General features: G+C 64.1%; 15 protein-coding genes, 2 tRNA genes and 1 pseudogene. 8 read left to right on the top strand and 10 right to left on the bottom strand.

The window, feature by feature from the left end; genetic code table 11:
* The first annotated feature begins 177 nt into the window (after positions 1-177).
* From HHL08_RS12000 to HHL08_RS11990, 3 genes are read left to right on the top strand one after another with little or no spacing between them, the layout of a single operon-like run.
* Positions 178-897, top strand: coding sequence for an AAA family ATPase (locus tag HHL08_RS12000; RefSeq protein ID WP_169573407.1), 720 nt, complete (start codon positions 178-180; stop codon positions 895-897).
* Between the two features lie 14 nt (positions 898-911).
* Positions 912-1,427, top strand: coding sequence for a hypothetical protein (locus HHL08_RS11995; protein ID WP_169573406.1), 516 nt, complete (start codon positions 912-914; stop codon positions 1,425-1,427).
* Positions 1,428-1,446: 19 nt separating this feature from the next.
* Positions 1,447-2,808 carry an SPOR domain-containing protein gene (locus HHL08_RS11990; protein ID WP_169573405.1) on the top strand — a complete coding sequence of 454 codons (1,362 nt, stop codon included), beginning with the start codon at positions 1,447-1,449 and terminating at the stop codon, positions 2,806-2,808.
* 132 nt (positions 2,809-2,940) lie between these two features.
* Here HHL08_RS11990 and HHL08_RS11985 read toward each other — a convergent pair.
* The 4 genes from HHL08_RS11985 to moaA all read right to left on the bottom strand — a co-directional run bounded on the left by HHL08_RS11985 (position 2,941) and on the right by moaA (position 5,138).
* Positions 2,941-3,015 (bottom strand) — tRNA-Asn (locus HHL08_RS11985).
* Positions 3,016-3,203: 188 nt separating this feature from the next.
* Positions 3,204-3,278: transfer RNA gene (locus HHL08_RS11980), tRNA-Asn, on the bottom strand.
* A gap of 76 nt (positions 3,279-3,354) precedes the next feature.
* Positions 3,355-4,131, bottom strand: a complete 777-nt coding sequence (locus tag HHL08_RS11975; RefSeq protein ID WP_169573404.1) for an NAD kinase — start codon at positions 4,129-4,131, stop codon at positions 3,355-3,357.
* Positions 4,128-5,138, bottom strand: a complete 1,011-nt coding sequence (gene moaA, locus HHL08_RS11970; RefSeq protein ID WP_169573403.1) for a GTP 3',8-cyclase MoaA — start codon at positions 5,136-5,138, stop codon at positions 4,128-4,130. Before moaA ends, HHL08_RS11975 begins: the two co-directional genes overlap by 4 nt.
* Before the next feature lie 130 nt (positions 5,139-5,268).
* Here moaA and HHL08_RS11965 point away from each other — a divergent pair, with 130 nt between their 5' ends.
* Positions 5,269-7,284, top strand: a complete 2,016-nt coding sequence (locus HHL08_RS11965; RefSeq protein ID WP_408021774.1) for a putative bifunctional diguanylate cyclase/phosphodiesterase — start codon at positions 5,269-5,271, stop codon at positions 7,282-7,284.
* Here HHL08_RS11965 and HHL08_RS11960 read toward each other — a convergent pair.
* The 4 genes and pseudogenes from HHL08_RS11960 to HHL08_RS11945 form a co-directional block, all read right to left on the bottom strand.
* Entirely contained in the window at positions 7,281-7,676 is a 396-nt protein-coding gene (locus HHL08_RS11960; protein WP_169573401.1) for an MAPEG family protein, read from the bottom strand. The genes HHL08_RS11965 and HHL08_RS11960 overlap by 4 nt on opposite strands.
* Positions 7,677-8,147: 471 nt before the next feature.
* Positions 8,148-8,411 (bottom strand): annotated as a pseudogene (locus tag HHL08_RS25630) (GIY-YIG nuclease family protein).
* Positions 8,412-8,510: 99 nt separating this feature from the next.
* Complete coding sequence (gene mfd, locus HHL08_RS11950; protein WP_169573400.1) at positions 8,511-11,984, bottom strand: transcription-repair coupling factor; 3,474 nt, start codon at positions 11,982-11,984, stop codon at positions 8,511-8,513.
* Positions 11,985-12,137: 153 nt separating this feature from the next.
* Positions 12,138-12,404: a succinate dehydrogenase assembly factor 2 gene (locus tag HHL08_RS11945; RefSeq protein WP_169573399.1), complete on the bottom strand. Its 267-nt coding sequence runs from the start codon at positions 12,402-12,404 to the stop codon at positions 12,138-12,140.
* Positions 12,405-12,550: 146 nt separating this feature from the next.
* Here HHL08_RS11945 and recG point away from each other — a divergent pair, with 146 nt between their 5' ends.
* From recG to HHL08_RS11930, 3 genes are all read left to right on the top strand, one after another.
* Positions 12,551-14,611: an ATP-dependent DNA helicase RecG gene (recG, locus tag HHL08_RS11940; protein ID WP_169573398.1), complete on the top strand. Its 2,061-nt coding sequence runs from the start codon at positions 12,551-12,553 to the stop codon at positions 14,609-14,611.
* Between the two features lie 114 nt (positions 14,612-14,725).
* Positions 14,726-15,289 carry a hypothetical protein gene (locus HHL08_RS11935; protein WP_169573397.1) on the top strand — a complete coding sequence of 188 codons (564 nt, stop codon included), beginning with the start codon at positions 14,726-14,728 and terminating at the stop codon, positions 15,287-15,289.
* Between the two features lie 241 nt (positions 15,290-15,530).
* Entirely contained in the window at positions 15,531-16,634 is a 1,104-nt protein-coding gene (locus HHL08_RS11930; RefSeq protein ID WP_169573396.1) for a mechanosensitive ion channel family protein, read from the top strand.
* On the opposite strand, the gene HHL08_RS11925 is transcribed toward HHL08_RS11930, so the two are convergent.
* Complete coding sequence (locus HHL08_RS11925; RefSeq protein WP_169573395.1) at positions 16,606-16,962, bottom strand: PilZ domain-containing protein; 357 nt, start codon at positions 16,960-16,962, stop codon at positions 16,606-16,608. The genes HHL08_RS11930 and HHL08_RS11925 overlap by 29 nt on opposite strands.
* Before the next feature lie 168 nt (positions 16,963-17,130).
* Positions 17,131-18,348, bottom strand: coding sequence for a tyrosine--tRNA ligase (tyrS, locus tag HHL08_RS11920; protein ID WP_169573394.1), 1,218 nt, complete (start codon positions 18,346-18,348; stop codon positions 17,131-17,133).
* 55 nt (positions 18,349-18,403) lie between these two features.
* Between tyrS and HHL08_RS11915 the strand changes: the two genes are divergently transcribed.
* Positions 18,404-19,489 carry an anhydro-N-acetylmuramic acid kinase gene (locus HHL08_RS11915; protein ID WP_169573393.1) on the top strand — a complete coding sequence of 362 codons (1,086 nt, stop codon included), beginning with the start codon at positions 18,404-18,406 and terminating at the stop codon, positions 19,487-19,489.
* The last annotated feature ends 122 nt before the right edge of the window (positions 19,490-19,611 follow it).

Raw genomic sequence — 19,611 nt, 5'->3', positions numbered from 1 at the left:
TCGTCATGGGCAACCGCATTGGCCAAACAAGGTTAAAGTCTTGTTAGCGCAACGCCAAGATGCTGGACAGTAGCTTAACCACGGCATCGCGGGGCCATCAAGTTTCGCGGGCAGTTAACCAAATTTTAGCGCCGCCTGTGGCAATCCGACCCGGAACTGGATTTTCGGGGGGTATGCGTGCGAATATTGGCAATGGCATCGCAAAAGGGCGGATCGGGCAAGACCACCTTGTCGGGCCATCTGGCCGTGCAGGCGCAACGTGCCGGTGCCGGCCCGGTCGTGCTGATCGACATCGATCCGCAAGGGTCGCTGTCCGATTGGTGGAACGAGCGCGAGGCGGAATTTCCCGCTTTCGCCCAGACCACGGTCGCGCGGCTCGCGGCCGACCTGGAAATCCTGCGCCAGCAGGGGTTCAAGCTGGCCGTCATCGATACGCCGCCTGCCATTACCATGGCGATCCAGAGCGTCATTTCGGTCGCCGAACTGATCGTCGTGCCGACCCGGCCCAGCCCGCATGACCTGCGCGCCGTTGGCGCTACGGTCGACCTGTGCGAACGCGCCGGCAAGCCGCTGATCTTCGTCGTCAACGCCGCGACGCCCAAGGCGCGCATCACGTCCGAAGCCGCCGTGGCCCTGTCGCAGCATGGTACGGTCGCGCCGGTGACGTTGCATCACCGCACCGATTTTGCCGCATCGATGATCGACGGCCGCACCGTGATGGAGGTCGATCCCAAAGGGCGCTCCGCCGGGGAGGTAGAGGCGCTCTGGTCCTATGTGTCGGACCGGCTGGAGAAAAATTTCCGCCGCACGGTCTTTTCCGTGCCCCAAGGCAGCGTCGGTACGATCGCCAGCCGTCCATCCAGCGGGGGCTTCGGCCGCCGCGTGATCGGCCAGTAAGGGGAGCCAGGACCATGGCAGAACCCAAGCCGCTCGCTTCGCTGACATCTGGCCTGCTCGCCCGCAAGGGCGCGGCCCAGCCTGCGATGCGTCGTCCGATGCTGGGCTTTGCCCGTCCGTCCGGCGTGGCGTTGCAACAGGATGACCTGGGGCAACAGGATGATCTGGGCTGGAACGACATGGGTTTCGATGTCGAGCCGGTGCATGAAGCCATGGAGGAACCGGCCGCGCCGATCGGCCTGACGCCGATGGCGCCGGTCGTTCCCGTCCCGCCGGTGGTGGCGGAGCGCAAGGTGCTGGCCAAGCGGCTGGCGGGCAAGGCGCCGGTTACCGCCGTCGCCCGCAATCGCAAGGCGGCCTTTACGCTGCGCCTCGATGCCGACCGACATCTCAAACTGCGGCTGGCCTGCGCGATTACGGGCCGGTCGGCCCAGCAGATCGTGACGCAGGCGCTGGACGATCTTCTTAATGACCTGCCGGAAATCGACCGGCTGACTCAGCAGCTGCCGCATATGCGCGACGGCCAGTGAATGAAGGGTGGGTAATTTTATGAAACGCACGACATTCGGAAAGGCGGCGCTGTCTTCTTTGCTCGTCGCCACGACCATGGTGGGTTGCACCGGCGCGGCCTTCCGCCCGTCGGCTTCGGCCGTCCAGCAGAAGGGCGATCCGGGCAAACTCGCCATCGCCGCCGAAAAGGCGCTGGCCGACCGGGACGGTGCCAAGGCGGTGGAAGCCGCCGAAGCTGCGGTGCAGATCGCCCCGCAAAACGCCACCTATCGCCATATTTTGGGCCGCGCCTATGTGCTGGCCGGCCGCTTCGCCTCGGCCGAAACGGCGCTGAGCGACGCGATGACACTGGGCAATAACGACGCCAGCACGATCGTCAGCCTGGCGCTGGTGCAGGTAGCGCAGGGCCGTGCCGACGCCGCGCGCAGCCTGCTGGTCGCCAATGCCGCTACAGTGCCGGCGGGCGACTATGGCCTGGCGATGGCGATGGCGGGCGATCCGTCCGAAGGCGTCCGTATTCTTTCCGAAGCCATTCATGACCAGTCCGCTACCGTGCGCACGCGCCAGAATCTCGCCTATGCCTATGCGCTGGCCGGTCGCTGGAAGGATGCGCGCATGATCGTGGGCATGGACATGGCGCCGCTGGCCGCGAACAAGCGTATTTCCGACTGGGCGCAGATCGCCGAGCCTTCTTTGGCGCCGATGCGCGTCGCCGCGCTGATGGGCGTGACGATCGATCAGGGCGATATCGGCCAGCCGGTCGCGCTGGCGCTGGCACCTGCCGCCGCTGCGCCGATCGAAATGGCGCAGGCCACGCCGGACATCGCGCCCGTGCAAGAAGCCCAGCCGGAAGCGCCGGTGCAAGTGGCGGAAGCCACGCCCGCGCCTGAGCCGGTCGTAGAGGCCGCGCCCGCACCTGTCATCAAGGCCGCCCGCGCGCCTGTGCGCGTCGCCGCCCGCGATTTCATCATTGAGGATCGCAACGCCAAGCCGGTTCAGCCCAAGAGCCGTGCCGCCAAGGCACAGCCAGCCATCGCCATGCCGGTCGCACGGATGCAGCAGGCCGCCTTCATCAAGCCGGTCGCCAATGGCGCCAGCAACTGGGTGGTGCAGCTGGGCGCTTATGACAATGCCGCGATCGCCAAGGAAAAATGGATGAGCATGGCCGGGCGCAGCAATGCTCTGGCCGCCTTCCCGGTGCTGACCAGCCAGGCGACCGTCAAGGGCAAGCCCTATTATCGCCTTGCCATCAGTGGCTTTGGCAGCCGGGCGGACGCCATGACGGCGTGCCGGACGATCCGCGCAAAGAGCGGCCAGTGTTTTGTGCGCGAAGGCGCGCCGGGCGCGACGCCGCAGCGTTGGGCGATCGCCACTAAGGGCCGCCAATACGCATCGCGCTGAACCGTTTCTTCCCCCAAGCGTGACCTTGAACGCGCGAAGCTTACCGGCTTCGCGCGTTTTTTCCTGGGCGAAGCAGGGCGCGGCGCGACGGAGCATCGAGCTGGACGAAGGTGCTGAAGATGTTGGTAAAAATGGCTCCCCGAGTAGGATTCGAACCTACGGCCATTCGATTAACAGTCGAATGCTCTACCGCTGAGCTATCGGGGAACGACCGGCTTTCGCCAGGCAGGCCGCGCCTATGCATCGGCGAAATGGAAATGGCAAGAGCGTCGATCGCCTGACAACCGAAAAATCAGGTCAATTCATGTCAGACATTCGCGACTAGGCAGGAGGCCTGTGAGGCGGCGCGAAAACGCTATTTCTGAGAAAATTCCGGGCCTGCCGGCCTGAAAATGTGGCTCCCCGAGTAGGATTCGAACCTACGGCCATTCGATTAACAGTCGAATGCTCTACCGCTGAGCTATCGGGGAGCAACCCGCTTTCGCTGGGCAGGACGCGCCTATAGCAGCGGCTTTCACGCCATGGCAAGCGCCAAATGACGGAAATTTATGCGATGAATTGTTCGGCGGCGATGCGGTCGTCCAGCGTATGTTCGGGGTCGAACAACAATGTCAGTGGGGTCGCACGGTCGATGCCGATCTCCACCTGCGCAATGTCGCGGACTTCGCGCTGATCGGCGACGGCGCTGACCGGGCGCTTGACGGGATCGAGGACGATGAAACGGATGACCGTGTTTTCAGGCAGGATGGCGCCGCGCCAGCGCCGGGGACGGAATGGACTGATCGGGGTCAGGGCGACGAGCGCGGACCCCAGCGGCAGGATGGGACCATGGGCGGACAGATTATAGGCGGTCGAGCCGGCCGGGGTCGCCACCAGTACGCCATCGCACACCAGTTCGGGCAGCACGGTGCGGCCGTTCACCTGCACCTCCAGCTTGGCGGTCTGGCGGGTTTCGCGCAGCAGCGAGACTTCGTTGATGGCGGGGATGGAGAAACGCTCGCCATCGACCGTGTCCACCGTCATGCGCAACGGATTGACCTTGAAGCTCTTGGCCTTCTCCAGCCGCTGGTCGAGCCGTTCCAGCCGCCATTCGTTCATCAGGAAACCGACCGTGCCCAGGTTCATCCCGAAGATCGGGACGATCCGGCGCGCTTCCAGCATGGAATGGAGCGTCTGAAGCATGAAGCCGTCGCCGCCCAGCGCGATGATCATGTCGGCCTGCTCGACGGGCACGAAGTCATAAGCGGCGCGCAGCCGCTCCTCAGCCGCTCGCGCGGCTTGGGTGGGGGACGCGACCAGAGCGCGCCGCGGCTCGCTGCTCATCCGCCGGTGACGCTCATATGGCGGCGTGTGGCCGCGCCTTCGCCCGCGCCGATACGGAAGTCGTGGGCGGCAGGCTTAAGCCGCAGCGCCTGGTCTATCAGCGGCTCAACGGCGGGCAGGCCGCCTTCGCGCAGGGCCGACTTGAAATCGACATGATCCTCATGGCCCAGGCACATGAAAATCTTGCCCTCGCACGTCATGCGGATGCGGTTGCAGTCGGCGCAGAAATTTTGCGTGAGCGGCGTGATGAGGCCCAGCTTGATCCCCATCCCCTCGACCGCATGATAGCGGGCCGGGCCGCCGGTCCGGTGCGAGAGTGGAGTGAGCGCATGATCGGCGCGAATCAGGTCGGCGACATGGGTCAGCGGCAGATAATGATCTGTGCGATCCTCGCCGGTGTCGCCCAGCGGCATGGTTTCGATCAGGGTAAGGTCGAAACCCTCCTCCCCGCACCAGCGCAGCATCGACAGGATTTCATCGTCATTGACGCCCTTGAGCGCCACCATGTTGATCTTGACCGCAAGGCCCGCAGCACGGGCGGTGTCCAGTCCGGCGAAAACCTGCTCGATCTTGCCGCCGCGGGTCACATGGGCGAAGCGTTCGGGATCGCGGCTGTCCAGGCTGACATTGATCCGCCGCACGCCCGCATCCGCCAGCATCTCCGCATGGTCGGCGAGGCGAGTGCCGTTGGTGGTGAGGGTCAGTTCCTCCAGGCCCGCGCCGATATGCCGTCCGATGCGGCGAACCAGATCGCCGATATCGCGCCGCACCAATGGCTCGCCACCGGTCAGGCGGATTTTACGGATGCCGCGGGCAATGAACAGATCGGCCAGCAGGGCGATCTCTTCCAGCGTCAGCACCTGATTTTTGGGCAGGAACTGCATCTTTTCCGCCATGCAATAGCGGCAGCGCAGGTCGCAGCGGTCGGTCACCGAAATGCGCAGATAGCTGATCCGGCGGCCAAGACCGTCGGTCATCAAAGGGCGTGAGGGATCGGCCATGGCCATGCCGACTAGCTAGGCGATGGACATGGCCCGCGCAAGCGAAGTTGCAGGCGGGGCAACAGGTCGGTAACGGCTTGATGCTAAGGCGTGGTAACAGGACGGGGCGATGCGCCATGCCGGGGGACAGATATACGTGAGCGGGGATCATACCGCAGTCGGCCATCGCAGCCTTTTCATCCTGTCGCCGGGCGATCGCGACGGGCTGTGCCATGCCGCGCAAAGGATCGGCTGGCGCGCGATCGGCGCACGGCGGGCCAAGGACGCCCCGCAGCGCTATCTGCATAGCGAGGCGCAGGTCGCGCTGGTCGACCTTCGGGCGGGCGGGCAGGCGCAGCGGTTGCTGTCGCCGCTGGTGCCGCCGATGGAGGCGGGTGGCGGCGCGTTGCTGGTGCTGGTCGATCCGCAGGACCAGGGGCAGTTGCCCGCCCTGATGGCTGCGGGGGCGACCCATTATCTGGTGGGGCCGGTGACCGACGCTGCGCTCAATGCCGCGCTGGCGTCTGCGCACCGACTGGTGGAGCGTGTGGGCGGCGGCGTGGCGCATAACCAGCGCGCCCAGCGGATCAGGCGGGGCGACGCGCTCTATTGGGAACTGGCGCGTGCCGGGTCGCTGCTGCGGTTGAGCGACAGCCTGGCGCAGCATCTGGACCTGGCCGATTCGCATATCGCCCCTTCGGCATTGCTGCGCCGGTTGCCGCGGTCGGAACGACGCGCGGTGCTGGTCGCGTTGAAGGCGATGATCCGCGCCGGACGCCCCGCTGCGCTGGCGCATAGCTTGCCCGGACGCCCTGGCCAGCGGCTGGTGCATCATCTGCGGCTGTCGGACGGCGGGCTGGCCGCCGACGTCGAATGGCTGTCCGAAGGGCATGAACGGGAAGGCGAGATGCGCGATTTCCTGACCGGCCTGCGATCGCGGCAGGCGGCGCTGGACTGGCTGGACCGGCGGGCGGGCTTGGCCACCAGTATCTTGTTACTGTCGATCAGCCAGTTCGACCGCATGAACGCCGCCTATGGTCAGGTGGTCGGCGACGCGCTGTTGGGCCGCATCGCCCGGCGGATCGAGCGGATGGTGGACGATGTTGCGCCCGGCGCAATGGTCGCGCGCATTGCGGGCACCGAATTTCTGGTCGGTCTGACCGGCGAGGCGGCGGGGAGCGACCGGGCGACCTTCCTGGCGCGCCAATTGATCGGTGCGGTCGGGCAACCGTTCAGCGCGGGCGATCACCTGATCCGCCTGACGGCGCGGTGCGGCATTGCGCAGGCGCGGGCGGAGGATGACGTGACCCATCTGCTGCGCCGCGCGGGCACGGCGCTGGCCGATGCGCGGCAGGGGGGCGGTGAGGGCATCCGCATCCTTTCGGCCGAAAAGCACAGCCGCCAGGTGGATGCCGACCGGTTGGAGACGGACCTGCGCCTGGCGCTGGACCGGGGCGAGATCGGCATTGTGTTCCAGCCGCAATATCCGGTCGACAGCGACAAGATCAGCGGCGTGGAGGCGCTGGCGCGGTGGAATCACCCCCATTATGGCCCGCTGGGCGCGGGCATATTGTTCGCCACGGCGGAGCGATCCGACTATATGCTGCCGCTGTCGGCGCATATCCAGGCAGAGGCGTTGCGGCAGGCGGCTGCCTGGCCGCGGGCCTTGTCCGACTTGCGCCTGTCGATCAACGTCACCGCGGCGGACATCGCCCAACCCGGTTTCATGCCCGGCCTGCTGGGGCTGGTCGATCGCAGCGGCTTTCCGCGGTCCCGGCTGACGGTGGAGATCACCGAGAGCGGCTTGATCGAGGATGTGGACGCCGCCGCCGCGCTGTTGACGGCGCTGCGGACCGAAGGACTGGCGGTCGCGATCGACGATTTCGGCACGGGCTATTCCAGCCTCGCCTATCTCAAGAGCCTGCCGCTCGATTTCCTGAAGATCGACAGTGGTCTGGCACAGGATATTGCGGGCACGGCGCGGGACCGGATCATCGTGCGTGGGGTCATCCACATGGCCAAGTCGCTGGGGTTGAAGGTCATCGCCGAGGGGGTAGAGACGGAGGAGCAACTGGGCCTGCTCGCTCGTGAGGGCTGCGATTATTATCAGGGCTTCCTGCGGTCGGCGGGAGTGTCGTCCGCCGACCTTATCAATCTGGTGCTGAAGGGTTAAACAGTCAGCAGCGGCCAGAGGACGATCAATATGCCAACCAGGCTGGCCAGGAAGATGATGGTGCGGACCACCGGGATGCCGGCCGCATAGAGCGGCAGATAGACGATCCGCGCGCCCAGCCAAATCCAGCCGCCCATGGCGGTCCATTCGCTGGTCTTCCCCGCCACGACCACGCCGATCAGCGCGACGATGGCGATGGGCAGAGTTTCCTTGAAATTGGCCTCCGCCCGGACCAGGCGCCCGGCGAGCGGATGGAGCGGCGGCAGTTTTTCGTCGCGCGCGCCCATATTCCATTTGGGGCCATATTGCTTCGTCTTCACATGCGCCGCGGCAAAGATGTGGACCAGCAGCAGGACCATGGACCAGGCGAGGATCGTGATTTCGACGGGCATGATAATATTCTCCCCTTTTGTCGGACCGTTTTAGCGCATCTGGATCAGGTAGGACAGAGTGCGCATGGGTCACAGCAACGCGCCACAGCGAAGTTCACACCGTCATGGCAAAAATTATCGCCCGATTTCGGGGCTTTTGTGTGGGCAAAGTGCGTCTTAGGTAACAACTGCGTATCTTTGACGCGACACCAGGGTCATCGTGACGCGCCGGTTACGCGCCATCCGGGTCACTAGAGCGGTTTGCGATCCGATTGTATCGGATCGACCGCTCTAGATTATTGGCTTTACGCGATTTCCGAGTCATCAGATGATTCCATCTGATTAGAAATCGCTCTCGTGACGGATTGCGGGCGGCGCGTCGGTCGGGCTGTTCCATCCCGCAGGATAGACCAGAAATGCGCCGAGTAGGAAAGGGCGAGCATATGTTCTCCCATCGTCACCCCGGCCTTGAGCCGGGGTCCCGCTGTTGTTTCAAGCCAGCGCGCCGAACATGTCTCGCCATTCGGGATTGTCATTCTCGATCAGTTCGAATTTCCATTGCCGCCGCCAACGCTTGAGCCGCTTTTCGCGCTCGATGCAGGTGACGATGTCGTCACCGCGTTCGGCCCAGACGAGGCGGTGGAGTTGATAAAGCGCGCAAAAATCAGAGCCTTCATTTGAACGATGCTAATGGACGCGCTGGGTCAGGTTTGACGTAACGCCGACATAGAGCGTGCCGCGATAGCGATCCGCCATGATGTAGACCCATCCGCCTTGTCGCGCTTTTTCCGTCGAGGGAGGATCGAAAAAGCGGGACCCCGGGTCAAGCCCGGGGTGACGATCATGTAATGCCTCCTACCCCGCCGCCTTCGCCAGGCCTTTCGACAATTGCAGCGCGCCGTTCAGGCGGGCCTGGGGATCGGGCCAGGCGCGGTTGACGACGATCTTGCTGTCGGGGCGCAGGCGGGCGACGCCATCCAGGCGCTGGACATAGGCGATGAGGCCCGCGGGATTGGGGAAGCTGTCTTCGAAGAAGCTGACCAATGCGCCTTTCGCGCCCATGTCGATTTTCGAGATATTCGCGGTCACGCAATTTTGCTTGATCTCGATGATCTTGAGCAGGTTTTGCGTGGGGAGCGGCAGCTTGCCGAAACGGTCGATCAGTTCGGCGGCGAAGGATTCCAGGCCATTGCGGTCCTCCAACTCATTGATGCGGCGATAGAGGCCCATGCGGAGGTCAAGGTCGAGCACATAGTCGTCGGGGATGAGGATGGGCGCATCGACGCTGATCTGGGGGGAGAAGCTGTCGCTGCGCTTTTCGATGCCGACCCCGCCCGCCTTGGCGTCCATGATCGCCTCTTCCAGCATCGACTGGTAGAGTTCGAAGCCGACTTCCTTGATATGGCCCGACTGTTCGTCGCCGACCAGATTGCCCGCGCCGCGAATGTCGAGATCGTGGGAGGCGAGCTGGAAGCCTGCGCCCAGCGTGTCGAGGTCGGACAAGACCTTCAATCGCTTTTCCGCCGTTTCAGTGATGATGCGGTTGGCGGGCGTCGTCATATAGGCATAAGCGCGCGTCTTGGATCGGCCGACGCGGCCGCGTAGCTGGTAGAGTTGCGCGAGGCCGAAACGGTCGGCGCGGTGGATGATGAGCGTGTTTGCGCTGGGGATGTCGAGGCCCGATTCCACGATGGTCGTGGAGAGCAGCACGTCGTAGCGCTTGTCGTAGAAGGCGGACATGCGTTCCTCGACATCGGTGGCGCTCATCTGGCCATGGGCGACGATGGCCTTGATTTCCGGCACTTCGTTGCGCAGGAACTCCTCGATTTCGGTCAGGTCCGCGATGCGGGGCACGACGAAGAAGCTCTGGCCGCCGCGATAATGTTCGCGCAGCAGGGCTTCGCGGATGACGACGCCGTCCCAGGGCATGATGTAGGTGCGGACCGCCAGGCGATCGACCGGCGGCGTCTGGATGACCGACAGTTCGCGCAGGCCCGACATCGCCATTTGCAGCGTGCGCGGGATCGGCGTGGCGGTGAGCGTCAGGACATGGACGTCGGTCTTGAGCGACTTCAGCCGTTCCTTGTGGGTGACGCCGAACCGCTGTTCCTCATCCACGATGACGAGGCCGAGGCGCTTGAATTCCAGCCCCTTGGCCAGCAGCGCATGAGTGCCCACGACGATGTCGATCGTGCCGTCGGCCAGGCCCGCCTTGGTCGCCTTCGCCTCCTTGTCGGGGACCAGCCGGGACAGGCGGCCGATATTGACGGGGAAGCCGCGGAAGCGTTCCTCGAACTGCATGTGGTGCTGGCGCGCAAGGAGCGTGGTGGGGCAGATCACGACAACCTGCATGCCCGCCATCGCCGCGACGAAGGCGGCGCGCAGGGCCACTTCGGTCTTGCCGAAGCCGACGTCGCCGCAGACGAGGCGGTCCATCGGCTTGCCCGACCCCAAATCCTCGACCACATCGCTGATCGCGCGATCCTGATCCTCTGTTTCCTGATAGGGGAAGCGGTCGACGAAGGCGGGGTAGCCGGCCTGATCCGGTTCGGCCACGGTGGCCGTCCGCAACGCTCGCACGGCAGCGGTCTTGAGCAGTTCGCCCGCGATTTCGCGGATGCGATCCTTCATCTTGGCCTTGCGCCGCTGCCACGCTTCGCCGCCCAGCCTGTCGAGGCTGACGCCTTCATTCTCGCTGCCGTAGCGGGAGAGGACTTCGAGATTTTCGACGGGGACATAAAGCTTGTCGCCGCCTGCATAGGTCAGCGCGACGCAATCATGCGCGGCCTTGCTGACCGGGATTTGCGTCAACCCTTCGTAGCGGCCGATGCCATGGTCCATATGGACGACGAGATCGCCGGGGGAGAGGGTGGCGAGTTCCTGAAGGAAGGCGTCGGCGCTCTTCTTGCGCTTGGCCCGGCGGACGAGGCGGTCGCCCAGCATATCCTGTTCGGTGAGGACGGCGACGTCGGGCGCGGTGAAGCCGTGGTCTAGCGGCAGGACGGTGAGCGTGACGCTGCCATTGGCGGCGGTGCCCAGCGCTTCCTGCCAGTTGTCGGCGGTAGCGAGGCGGGTGACGTCATGATCGGCGAGCAGGCCCGACAGGCGCTCGCGCGCGCCGACCGAATAGCTGGCGATGATGACTTTCTTTTTCTCACGGCGCAGGGCGGCGATGTGCTTGCCGACGGCTTCGTAGATGTTGCTATTCTGCGCGCGTTCGGGGGCGAAATCGCGCGGGCCATCGACCGCGAAGTCGAGGACGGTCGCGCTTGCCGGTTCATGGAAAGGCGTGGTGCCGTGCATCGGCATCGTCGCGACGGCGGCGTCCCATTCGGCCGTGTCAAGATAGAGGGATTCGGGTTTGAGCGGGCGGTAGGCGCCGGGGTCGGACGTCTTCGCCTGGATGCGGTTGGCGTGATAGTCACGGATCGATTCGAACCGGCTTTCCGCCGCGCCTGCGACGCCGGGGTCGCGGATCAGGACGGCATCGTCGCCAAGGTGATCGGCGAGGGGGACCAGCTTCTCCTCGAACAGCGGGAGCCAATGTTCCATGCCGGCGAGGCGGCGACCGTCGCTGACCGCCTGATAGAGCGGGTCGCCGGTCGCGGTCGCGCCGAAGGTTTCGCGGTAGCGGCCGCGGAAGCGCTTGATCGTTTCCTCATCCAGCAAGGCTTCGGACGCGGGGAGAAGGGTGAAGCCATCGACATTTTCGATCGTGCGCTGGTCGGACGGATCGAAGCGGCGGACCGTCTCGATCTCGTCGCCGAAAAAGTCGAGGCGTAGCGGCATATCCTCACCGCCGGGGAAGAGATCGACGATACCGCCGCGGATCGCAAATTCGCCGCGGTCGTGGACCGTGTCGGTGCGGACATAGCCGTTCGCCTGGAGCATGGCGGCCAGCGCCTGGATCGCAATCCGTTCCTTGGGCGCGAGTTTGGCGACCAGCTGCCGGACGCGGAAGGGCGTGAGCGTGCGCTGGGTCATGGCGGCCAGCGTGGTGAGGACCAGTTGCGGGCCTTTGGGCTTGGCTTGCAGCGCGTAGAGGCCGGCAAGGCGAGCCGATGCTGCGCGCAGCGAGGGGCTTGCCCGGTCGTAGGGCAGGCAGTCCCAGGCGGGGATTTCGATGATCTCAATCTCTGGCGCGAAATAATGCGCCGTGTCCGCGACCGCGCGCATCAACTGCTCGTCGGAGGCGATGAAGACGGCGCGGCCCCCCGCAGCCCCGGCGGCGCGCGCGATGTCGGCCAGCAGCCAGGGCTGGAACCCCGCAGGGACGCCCGACAGGGTGAGCGGCGCCTTGGCGTTCAGGATTTTTTGGAGATCGGTCATTGTCGTTGTCGTTATCCAATGATCCTCCCCGGTACGGGGAGGTGGCAGGGCGAAGCCCTGACGGAGGGGGGGATCGTCCGGGCGTGGTGCGGGAGGTGCTCCCCCTCCACCACTCGCTTCGCGAACGGTCCCACTCCTCGTGCCGGGAAGGATTTAGTTTTCGATCTTCACGAAATCGAGCTTCAGGAACTTGTCCATCATCGGGCCTTTCCATTCGTCCGGCACGGGGATGGTGCCGAGCGCCCAGCCGATGATGTCAGCGTCCTGCTCGTCCATGAAGCGTTCGAACCAGGCGATCTCTTCGGCATTCCATGTCTCATGATAGCGTTCGAAAAAGCCGCCGACCGTGTAATCCGATTCGCGGGTGCCGCGGTGCCAGGCCCGGAATTTCAGGCGGCGCATCAGGGGATCGTCGTTCACAATTTGTTCCTTTTGCGGGCATGGCAAAAACACCGATAGGGCATTTGTATGGCCGTCGCGGCTGGAGCGTTTTTTGTTCGTCGCATTTTCCAAGCCGCTGGCCGTTCCGGCCGCCTCGAAAATGCTCTAGAGCGCGTCAGATAGACATGCGACCCGATATTCTCAATCCGCTCTTTGCCGAAATATCCCTGTTCAAGGGAATCGGTCCCGCTCTGGCCCGTCCGCTGGAGCGGCTGGGGCTGGCGCGCGCGGTCGATGTGGCCTTTCATCTGCCGGTCAGTTGGGTGGACCGGCATCTGACCGACAGGCTCGACATGGCGGACGCCGGGCGGGTGGTGGGCATCGAACTGACGCCGGTGGACTATCGCGCCAGCGGCAGCGCGCGTGCGCCGTTTCGCGTGGATATGGTGGATCGTTACGGCAATCATGTGGCGCTGGTCTATTTCGGGAAGAATAGCGGATGGCCGCGCAAGCTGCTGCCACTGAACGAGCCGAAATATATCTCCGGCAAGCTGGAGGCCTATGGCGACACGCTCCAGATCGTTCATCCCGACGTGCTGGCTCCCGACGAGGCGAACACGCTACCGGCGCGCGAATCGGTCTATGGCCTGTCCGAAGGGCTGACCAACAACCGGATGCGCGACATCGTGGCGCAGGCGCTGAGCCGCGCGCCGGAGTTGCCGGAGTGGATCGAGCCGAGCCTGCTGGCGCGCAAGGATTGGCCCGCGTGGCGCGAGGCCTTGGCGCGGGTTCATGCCGATCCGTCCGACGCGATGGCCCGCGCGCGGCTGGCCTATGACGAGATTTTTGCAGGGCAGCTGGCGCTGATGCTGGTGCGGCAATCGTCGCGGCGGCGGCGGGGCGTGCCGATCCAGGGGGACGGGCGGCTGCGCGCCATGCTGAAACTGCCCTTTGCCCCTACTGGCGCGCAGCGGCGGGCCTTTGGCGAGATTGAGGGCGACATGGCGCAGGGGACGCCGATGCTGCGGCTGCTCCAGGGCGATGTGGGGTCGGGCAAGACGCTGGTGGCACTGATGGCGCTGCTCAATGCGGTCGAGGCGGGGATGCAGGGCGCGATGCTGGCGCCGACCGAGATATTGGCGCGGCAACATTATGAGACGCTGCGCAAGATGGCGTCGGGCCTGCCCGTCGAAATCGCGATCCTGACCGGGCGCGACAAGGGCAAGGTGCGCGAAGCCACGCTGATGGGGCTGGCGGATGGGAGCATCGACATATTGGTCGGCACCCACGCGATCTTTCAGGAGGCGGTGCAGTATAAGGCGCTGGGGCTGGCGGTGATCGACGAGCAGCATCGCTTCGGCGTGGCGCAGCGGATGATGCTGGCGAGCAAGGCGGAGCGGTCGCCGCATCTGCTGGTGATGACGGCGACGCCGATCCCGCGCACGCTGACTTTGACCTATTATGGCGAAATGGAAGTGTCCCGCCTGGACGAGATGCCGCCGGGGCGTCAGCCGATCCAGACTTTAGTGATGGCGGCGAGCCGGCTGGACGAGGTGGTGGAGGCGCTGGCCCGCCATGTCGAGGGGGGAGGCCAAGCCTATTGGGTGTGCCCGCTGGTCGAGGAAAGCGAGACGAGCGACCAGGCGGCGGCGGAAATGCGGGCGGAGACGCTGCGCGAACGGTTCGGGAACCGGGTGGGGCTGGTCCATGGCCGGATGAAGGGACCGGACAAGGACGCCGCGATGGCAGCCTTTGCCGCCAATCGCACGCAGATATTGGTGGCGACCACGGTGATCGAAGTGGGGGTGGATGTGCCCAACTCCAGCCTCATCATCATCGAGGGGGCGGATCGGTTCGGGTTGGCGCAGTTGCACCAGTTGCGCGGGCGTGTGGGGCGCGGGGACAAGCCGTCGACCTGCCTGCTGCTGCGCGGTAATGCGCTGGGCGAAACGTCGCGGGCGCGGCTGGCGCTGATGCGGGAGACGAATGACGGGTTTCGGATCGCGGAAGAGGATTTGAAGCTAAGGGGGGCGGGCGAAGTGCTGGGCACGCGCCAGTCGGGCGAGGCGGCGTTGAAGGTCGCTAGCCCTGAGCATGTGGCGGCGCTGGTGGACAGCGCGCGGGACGACGCGCATCTGCTGATCGAGCGGGACGGCGGGCTGGATAGCGCGCGCGGGCAGGCAGCGCGGGTGTGCCTGTACCTGTTCGAGAAGGATGCGGCTGTGGGGTTGCTCAGGGGGGGGTAGGTGGAAGCGGATGGTGTCGGGAAACGACCATTTGCACACGTTAACCCGTTTTGATGGGCACCTATTATCTGCCGCCCGCATGTCGGCAAGCTTGAAAAGTGGGAGCACTATGTCTTGAGCATGCCATCGAACAGGTTGCAGTCGTTAGCCACCACTCTTAATTTAAGCCTCTCTGTTAACTGGATCGCATTGCCAATAATTGTTGCGCTTTTCAACGCCGTTATTGCTCCGCAAACCGATGATGCAAATATATATTATATTATAAAAGATACTTCGACGTTCAATGTCCGAGGAACGCTAAATGCCAAGGGATTTAAGCAATATTCACTTGTGATTGCTAATCAGACACAAAAATATGGCGTTGCTTGCAACTTATTCCGGCGCAATTATTCCTGCGTTACAAATAACTTGAAACTTCCTGCGAACGTCGAAGTAGGACTATATCATTATAAATCTCGATACATAGTTGCCTATGTCAAGGATATTTCAGGCAATATATTGATATCTAAAGATAAAAGACTAAGTGAAATAAAATATCACGGCGAAGCTTTAAAGAGAATGGATGCTCTATACTGGGCTAAATATGGTTTGGCGGTTGGATTTTTGATATCATTCATCAGGTGGGCGTTTTACCTTCGTAGGATTAGGAACAAAGAGCGGCACTATCATCAGTCGTAACCGTGACAGCTTTTTTGCAAAGTTCTGCCCAAACGTGACAGTCCCCTTCCCACCCTTTTCTGTCATTCCCGCGAAGGTGGGAATCCATCTCCTGATCTCGCGCCAATCACCAAGCTGGTGAGATGGATCCCCGCCTGCGCGGGGATGACGGTGCGGAGGGGGAGGCGCTAAGCGCCTTACAAGACCTTCAGATCATCTCGCACCTGCGAAACAAATGCCCGCGCCGTCGCGTTGCCCCCGCATGACTGACATCAGCCTGACCCATATCACATCGACCGCCGCGTTCTCGATCATCGCGGCGGTGCTGTCCGCGTTCCTGATCCACTGGGCGCTCTATGCCATTGCGCTGCGGGTCGTGCGGCGGCGGATGGACCCGGTTTTGCTGCCGGCGATCTTTCAGCCGACGCGGTGGCTGGTGGTGTTGCTGGCGCTGGGGGCGGGGTTGCAGCCGCTGGATATGGGGGCGCGGATCGAAGGTCTTTGGTCGATCGGGTCGAAGATGGTCTTTGCGCTGCTGTTCGGCTGGCTGTTGCTGCGGCTGATGCGCGCGACGCGGGTGATGATCGAGCGCGGCGCGGACATCAGTGCGGAAGATAATCTCAAGGCGCGCAAACGGCATACGCGGGTGCGCATCCTTTATCGCATCGCGCAGAGCATCGTCGCGGTGCTGGTGATCGCGATGATGCTGATGGCGATTCCTGGCGTGCGGGCGATCGGCGTGACGCTGGCGGCGTCGGCGGGTCTGGTCGGCCTGGCGGTCGGTGCGGCGGCGCAACCGGCGCTCAAAAATCTGATCGCGGGCATCCAGATGGCCTTTTCCGAGCCGATCCGGCTGGACGATGTGGTGATCGTGGAGGGGGAATGGGGGCGTATCGAGGATATCACGCTGACCTATGTGATCGTGCGGATCTGGGACGACCGGCGGATGGTGGTGCCGGTATCCTATTTTCTGGAAAAGCCGTTCCAGAACTGGACCACCAAAACGTCCGACCTGCTGGGCACGGTGTTCCTCTATGTCGATCCGACCGCCGACGTGACGCGCATCCGTGAGAGACTGGTCGAGGTGACGACCGCGAACGCGCGTTGGGATGGGCGGGTGGTGCTGTTGCAGGTGACCGATCATCGCGCCGATGCGTTGGAATTGCGGTGCCTCTTGTCGGCGCGTAATGCGGGCGTGGCGTTCGACCTGCGGTGCGACGTGCGGGAGGCTATGCTGGATTTCCTGCGCACGGAGATGCCTGAAGCGCTGGTGCGCGGGCGTCAGCGGGTGGAGGCGGGGGAGGGTTTTACCCCGATGCGGGTCACCGGGCTGGACGTTACCACGCCGTCCGGCGCGGCGGGATGATCGACAGCATCGCGTCGTAGATTTTTGGGGAAATCGGCTCGTAAAATTCCATGCCGACCCGGCCATCCTCCACCCAGCGGATTTCCGCGGGATAGTCTTTCAGGATCGGCAGCCAGATGCTGACCCGTTCGCCCTGCGACAAGGGGCTGTCGCTGCGGCACATGAGGCCCAGCGCGGAGATGTTGATGATCCGCGCGCCATGGCTGCGGCCGTGCGCCGTGATATGGCTGACCATGTCGACCAGTTCGCGTTGCGCACGGCGTTGATCGACCGAAGGGTCGCGTGAGCGCAGCACATGGCCAAGATTGGCGAAGACCGAGGTGGACATGGTCCGCAGCCTAAGCGGCTGAAAATGTACGAGTCGATAGGAAGGAGCGTTAATGATGGGCTAACGCTGTTTTGATTCGCGTAGATGGTGCGTGTTCCCGCGCAGGCGGGAACCCAGTCCCGCCGTTTGAACTGGGTTCCCGCCTGCGCGGGAACACATGGGTATGACCTACACGACGACCAGCCCGTGCTTTTTCGCGCCGAAGCTCAGCTTGTCGCCGGGCGCGAGCGTGACGGCGGGGTCGGTAACGACGTCGCCATTCACCCGGATCGCACCTTCGGTCAGCTTGCGGCGCACTTCCTTGTTGGAGGTGGCGAAGCCGAGGCCGGTTATGGCCTGCACGACGGTCAGGCCGTCCGCGCCGAGGCGGACGGTCGGCAGGTTGGCGTCCGACGCGCCTTCCTCGAAAGTTTTGCGCGCAGTTTCGGCGGCAGCGGTCGCAGCCTCCTCGCCATGGGCCATGGCGGTGGCGGCATGGGCCAGGATCTTCTTCGCCTCGTTGATCTCCGCGCCTTCCAGCGCTTCCAGCCGGGCGATCTCGTCCAGCGGCAGGTCGGTGAACAGCGCCAAGAAGCGGCCGACATCGGCATCCTGCGTGTTGCGCCAGAATTGCCAATAATCATAGGGCGGCAGCGCGTCGGCGTTCAGCCATACCGCGCCGTTCATGGTCTTGCCCATCTTGCCGCCATCGGCGGTGGTGATGAGGGGGCTGGTCAGGCCGAAGACCTGCGTGCCGTCCACGCGCCGCGAGAGTTCGATGCCGTTGACGATATTGCCCCACTGGTCGGAGCCGCCCATTTGCAGGCGACAGGCCGATCGGCGCGACAGTTCGAGAAAGTCGTAGGCCTGCAAGATCATGTAATTAAATTCGAGGAAGCTGAGCGACTGTTCGCGGTCGAGGCGGGTCTTCACCGAATCGAAGCTGAGCATCCGGTTGACCGAAAAATGCTGGCCGATGTCGCGCAGGAACGGGATATATTCCAGAGCGTCGAGCCAATCGGCATTATCGACCATCACCGCGTCGGTCGGGCCGTCCCCGAAGGTCAGGAAGCGTTCGAACACCCGCTTGATGCTGGCGACGTTGGACGCGATCGTGTCGCCGGTCATCAGCTTGCGGGCTTCATCCTTGAAGCTGGGGTCGCCGATCTTGCCGGTGCCCCCGCCCATCAGCACGATCGGCTTGTGGCCCGCCTGCTGCATCCGGCGTAGCATCATGATCTGCACCAGGCTGCCGACGTGGAGCGACGGGGCGGTCGGATCGAACCCGATATAGCCGGGCACCACCTGGCTTTTGGCCAAGGCGTCCAGCCCCTCCGCATCGGTCAGCTGGTGGATGTAGCCGCGCGTGTCGAGCAGGCGCAAGAGATCGGACTGATAGTTGCTCATGGCGCGCGCCTGTAGCATTGCGGGTGCGACTGTTAAAGAGGCGGAGTTTTCGATCATGTTGGCAATCGGCCTGATGTCCGGCACATCGCGCGACGGAATCGACGCGGCGCTGATCGAAACGGACGGCGAGGGGCTGAGCCAGCCGATCGAATTTCACGCCATGGCCTATGATGACGGCTTTCGGGTGCGGCTCGCCGAAGCGTGCCAGCGGGCGATGGCGATGGAGAAGCCTGGCTTCGAACCGTTGATCGCATCGGTCGAGGCGGAATTGACCGAGCGGCATGTGCAGGCGATCGCTGACATGCTGGGGCGCAGCGGGCATATCGCCGAGGATGTGGCGGTGATCGGATTTCACGGCCATACCGTCGCGCATCAGCCCGACCGGGGCTGGACCTGGCAGATTGGCGACGGCGCGGGTCTGGCGGGGGCGTTCGGCATAGCGGTGGTCGCCGACCTGCGCCAAGCCGATGTGGCGGCGGGCGGGCAAGGCGCGCCGCTGATGCCGGTCTATCACCGGGCGCTGGCCGCGGGGCTGGACAAGCCGGCGGCGGTGCTGAACCTGGGCGGGGTGGCGAACATCACCTTCATCGGGTCGGACGGGACGTTGATCGCGTTTGACACCGGCATGGCGAGCGGGCTGATCGACAATTGGATGCAGACACATGAAGACGCCGCCTATGATGCGGGCGGGGCCTGCGCCGCGCGCGGGCGGGTGGATGACGCGCGGCTGGCGGCGATGATGGCCGACCCCTGGTTCGACGCGCCGCCGCCCAAGAGCATCGATCGCGAGCAGTTCAGCATCGATGCGGTGCGGGGGCTTTCATTGGAGGATGGCGCGGCGACGCTGACGGCGTTCACGGCGGCGGCGGTCGCGCGCGCGGTCGATCATCTGCCGGAGCGGCCGACGGCGATCCATGTCGCGGGCGGCGGACGGCATAATGATACATTGATGGCGATGCTGGCCGAGCGGACCGGCGCGACTGTGTTGTCGGTCGATGGATTGGGATGGGATGGCGACGCGCTGGAGGCGCAGGGTTTCGCCTATATGGCGGTGCGGCACCTGAAAGGGCTGCCGATCAGCTTTCCGGGTACGACGGGAGTGGCGGAGGCGATGACGGGCGGGGTGTTGTTCCAAGTGTGAGGGGCGCATTTACGGGAATGGGGAAGAGGGGGGAATTGGGGACCAGCCGCTTCCAAGCAATGAGGCACCATATTCTGAGAGCAAGTTCTGCTGGATTCCAGATCATGATCCGGCTCCCCGCA

Source organism: Sphingobium psychrophilum (assembly GCF_012927105.1).
GTDB classification, from domain to species: domain Bacteria; phylum Pseudomonadota; class Alphaproteobacteria; order Sphingomonadales; family Sphingomonadaceae; genus Sphingobium; species Sphingobium psychrophilum.
The sequence above is the reverse complement of the archived record's forward strand: the minus strand, read 5'-3'. Positions and strand labels throughout refer to the sequence as shown.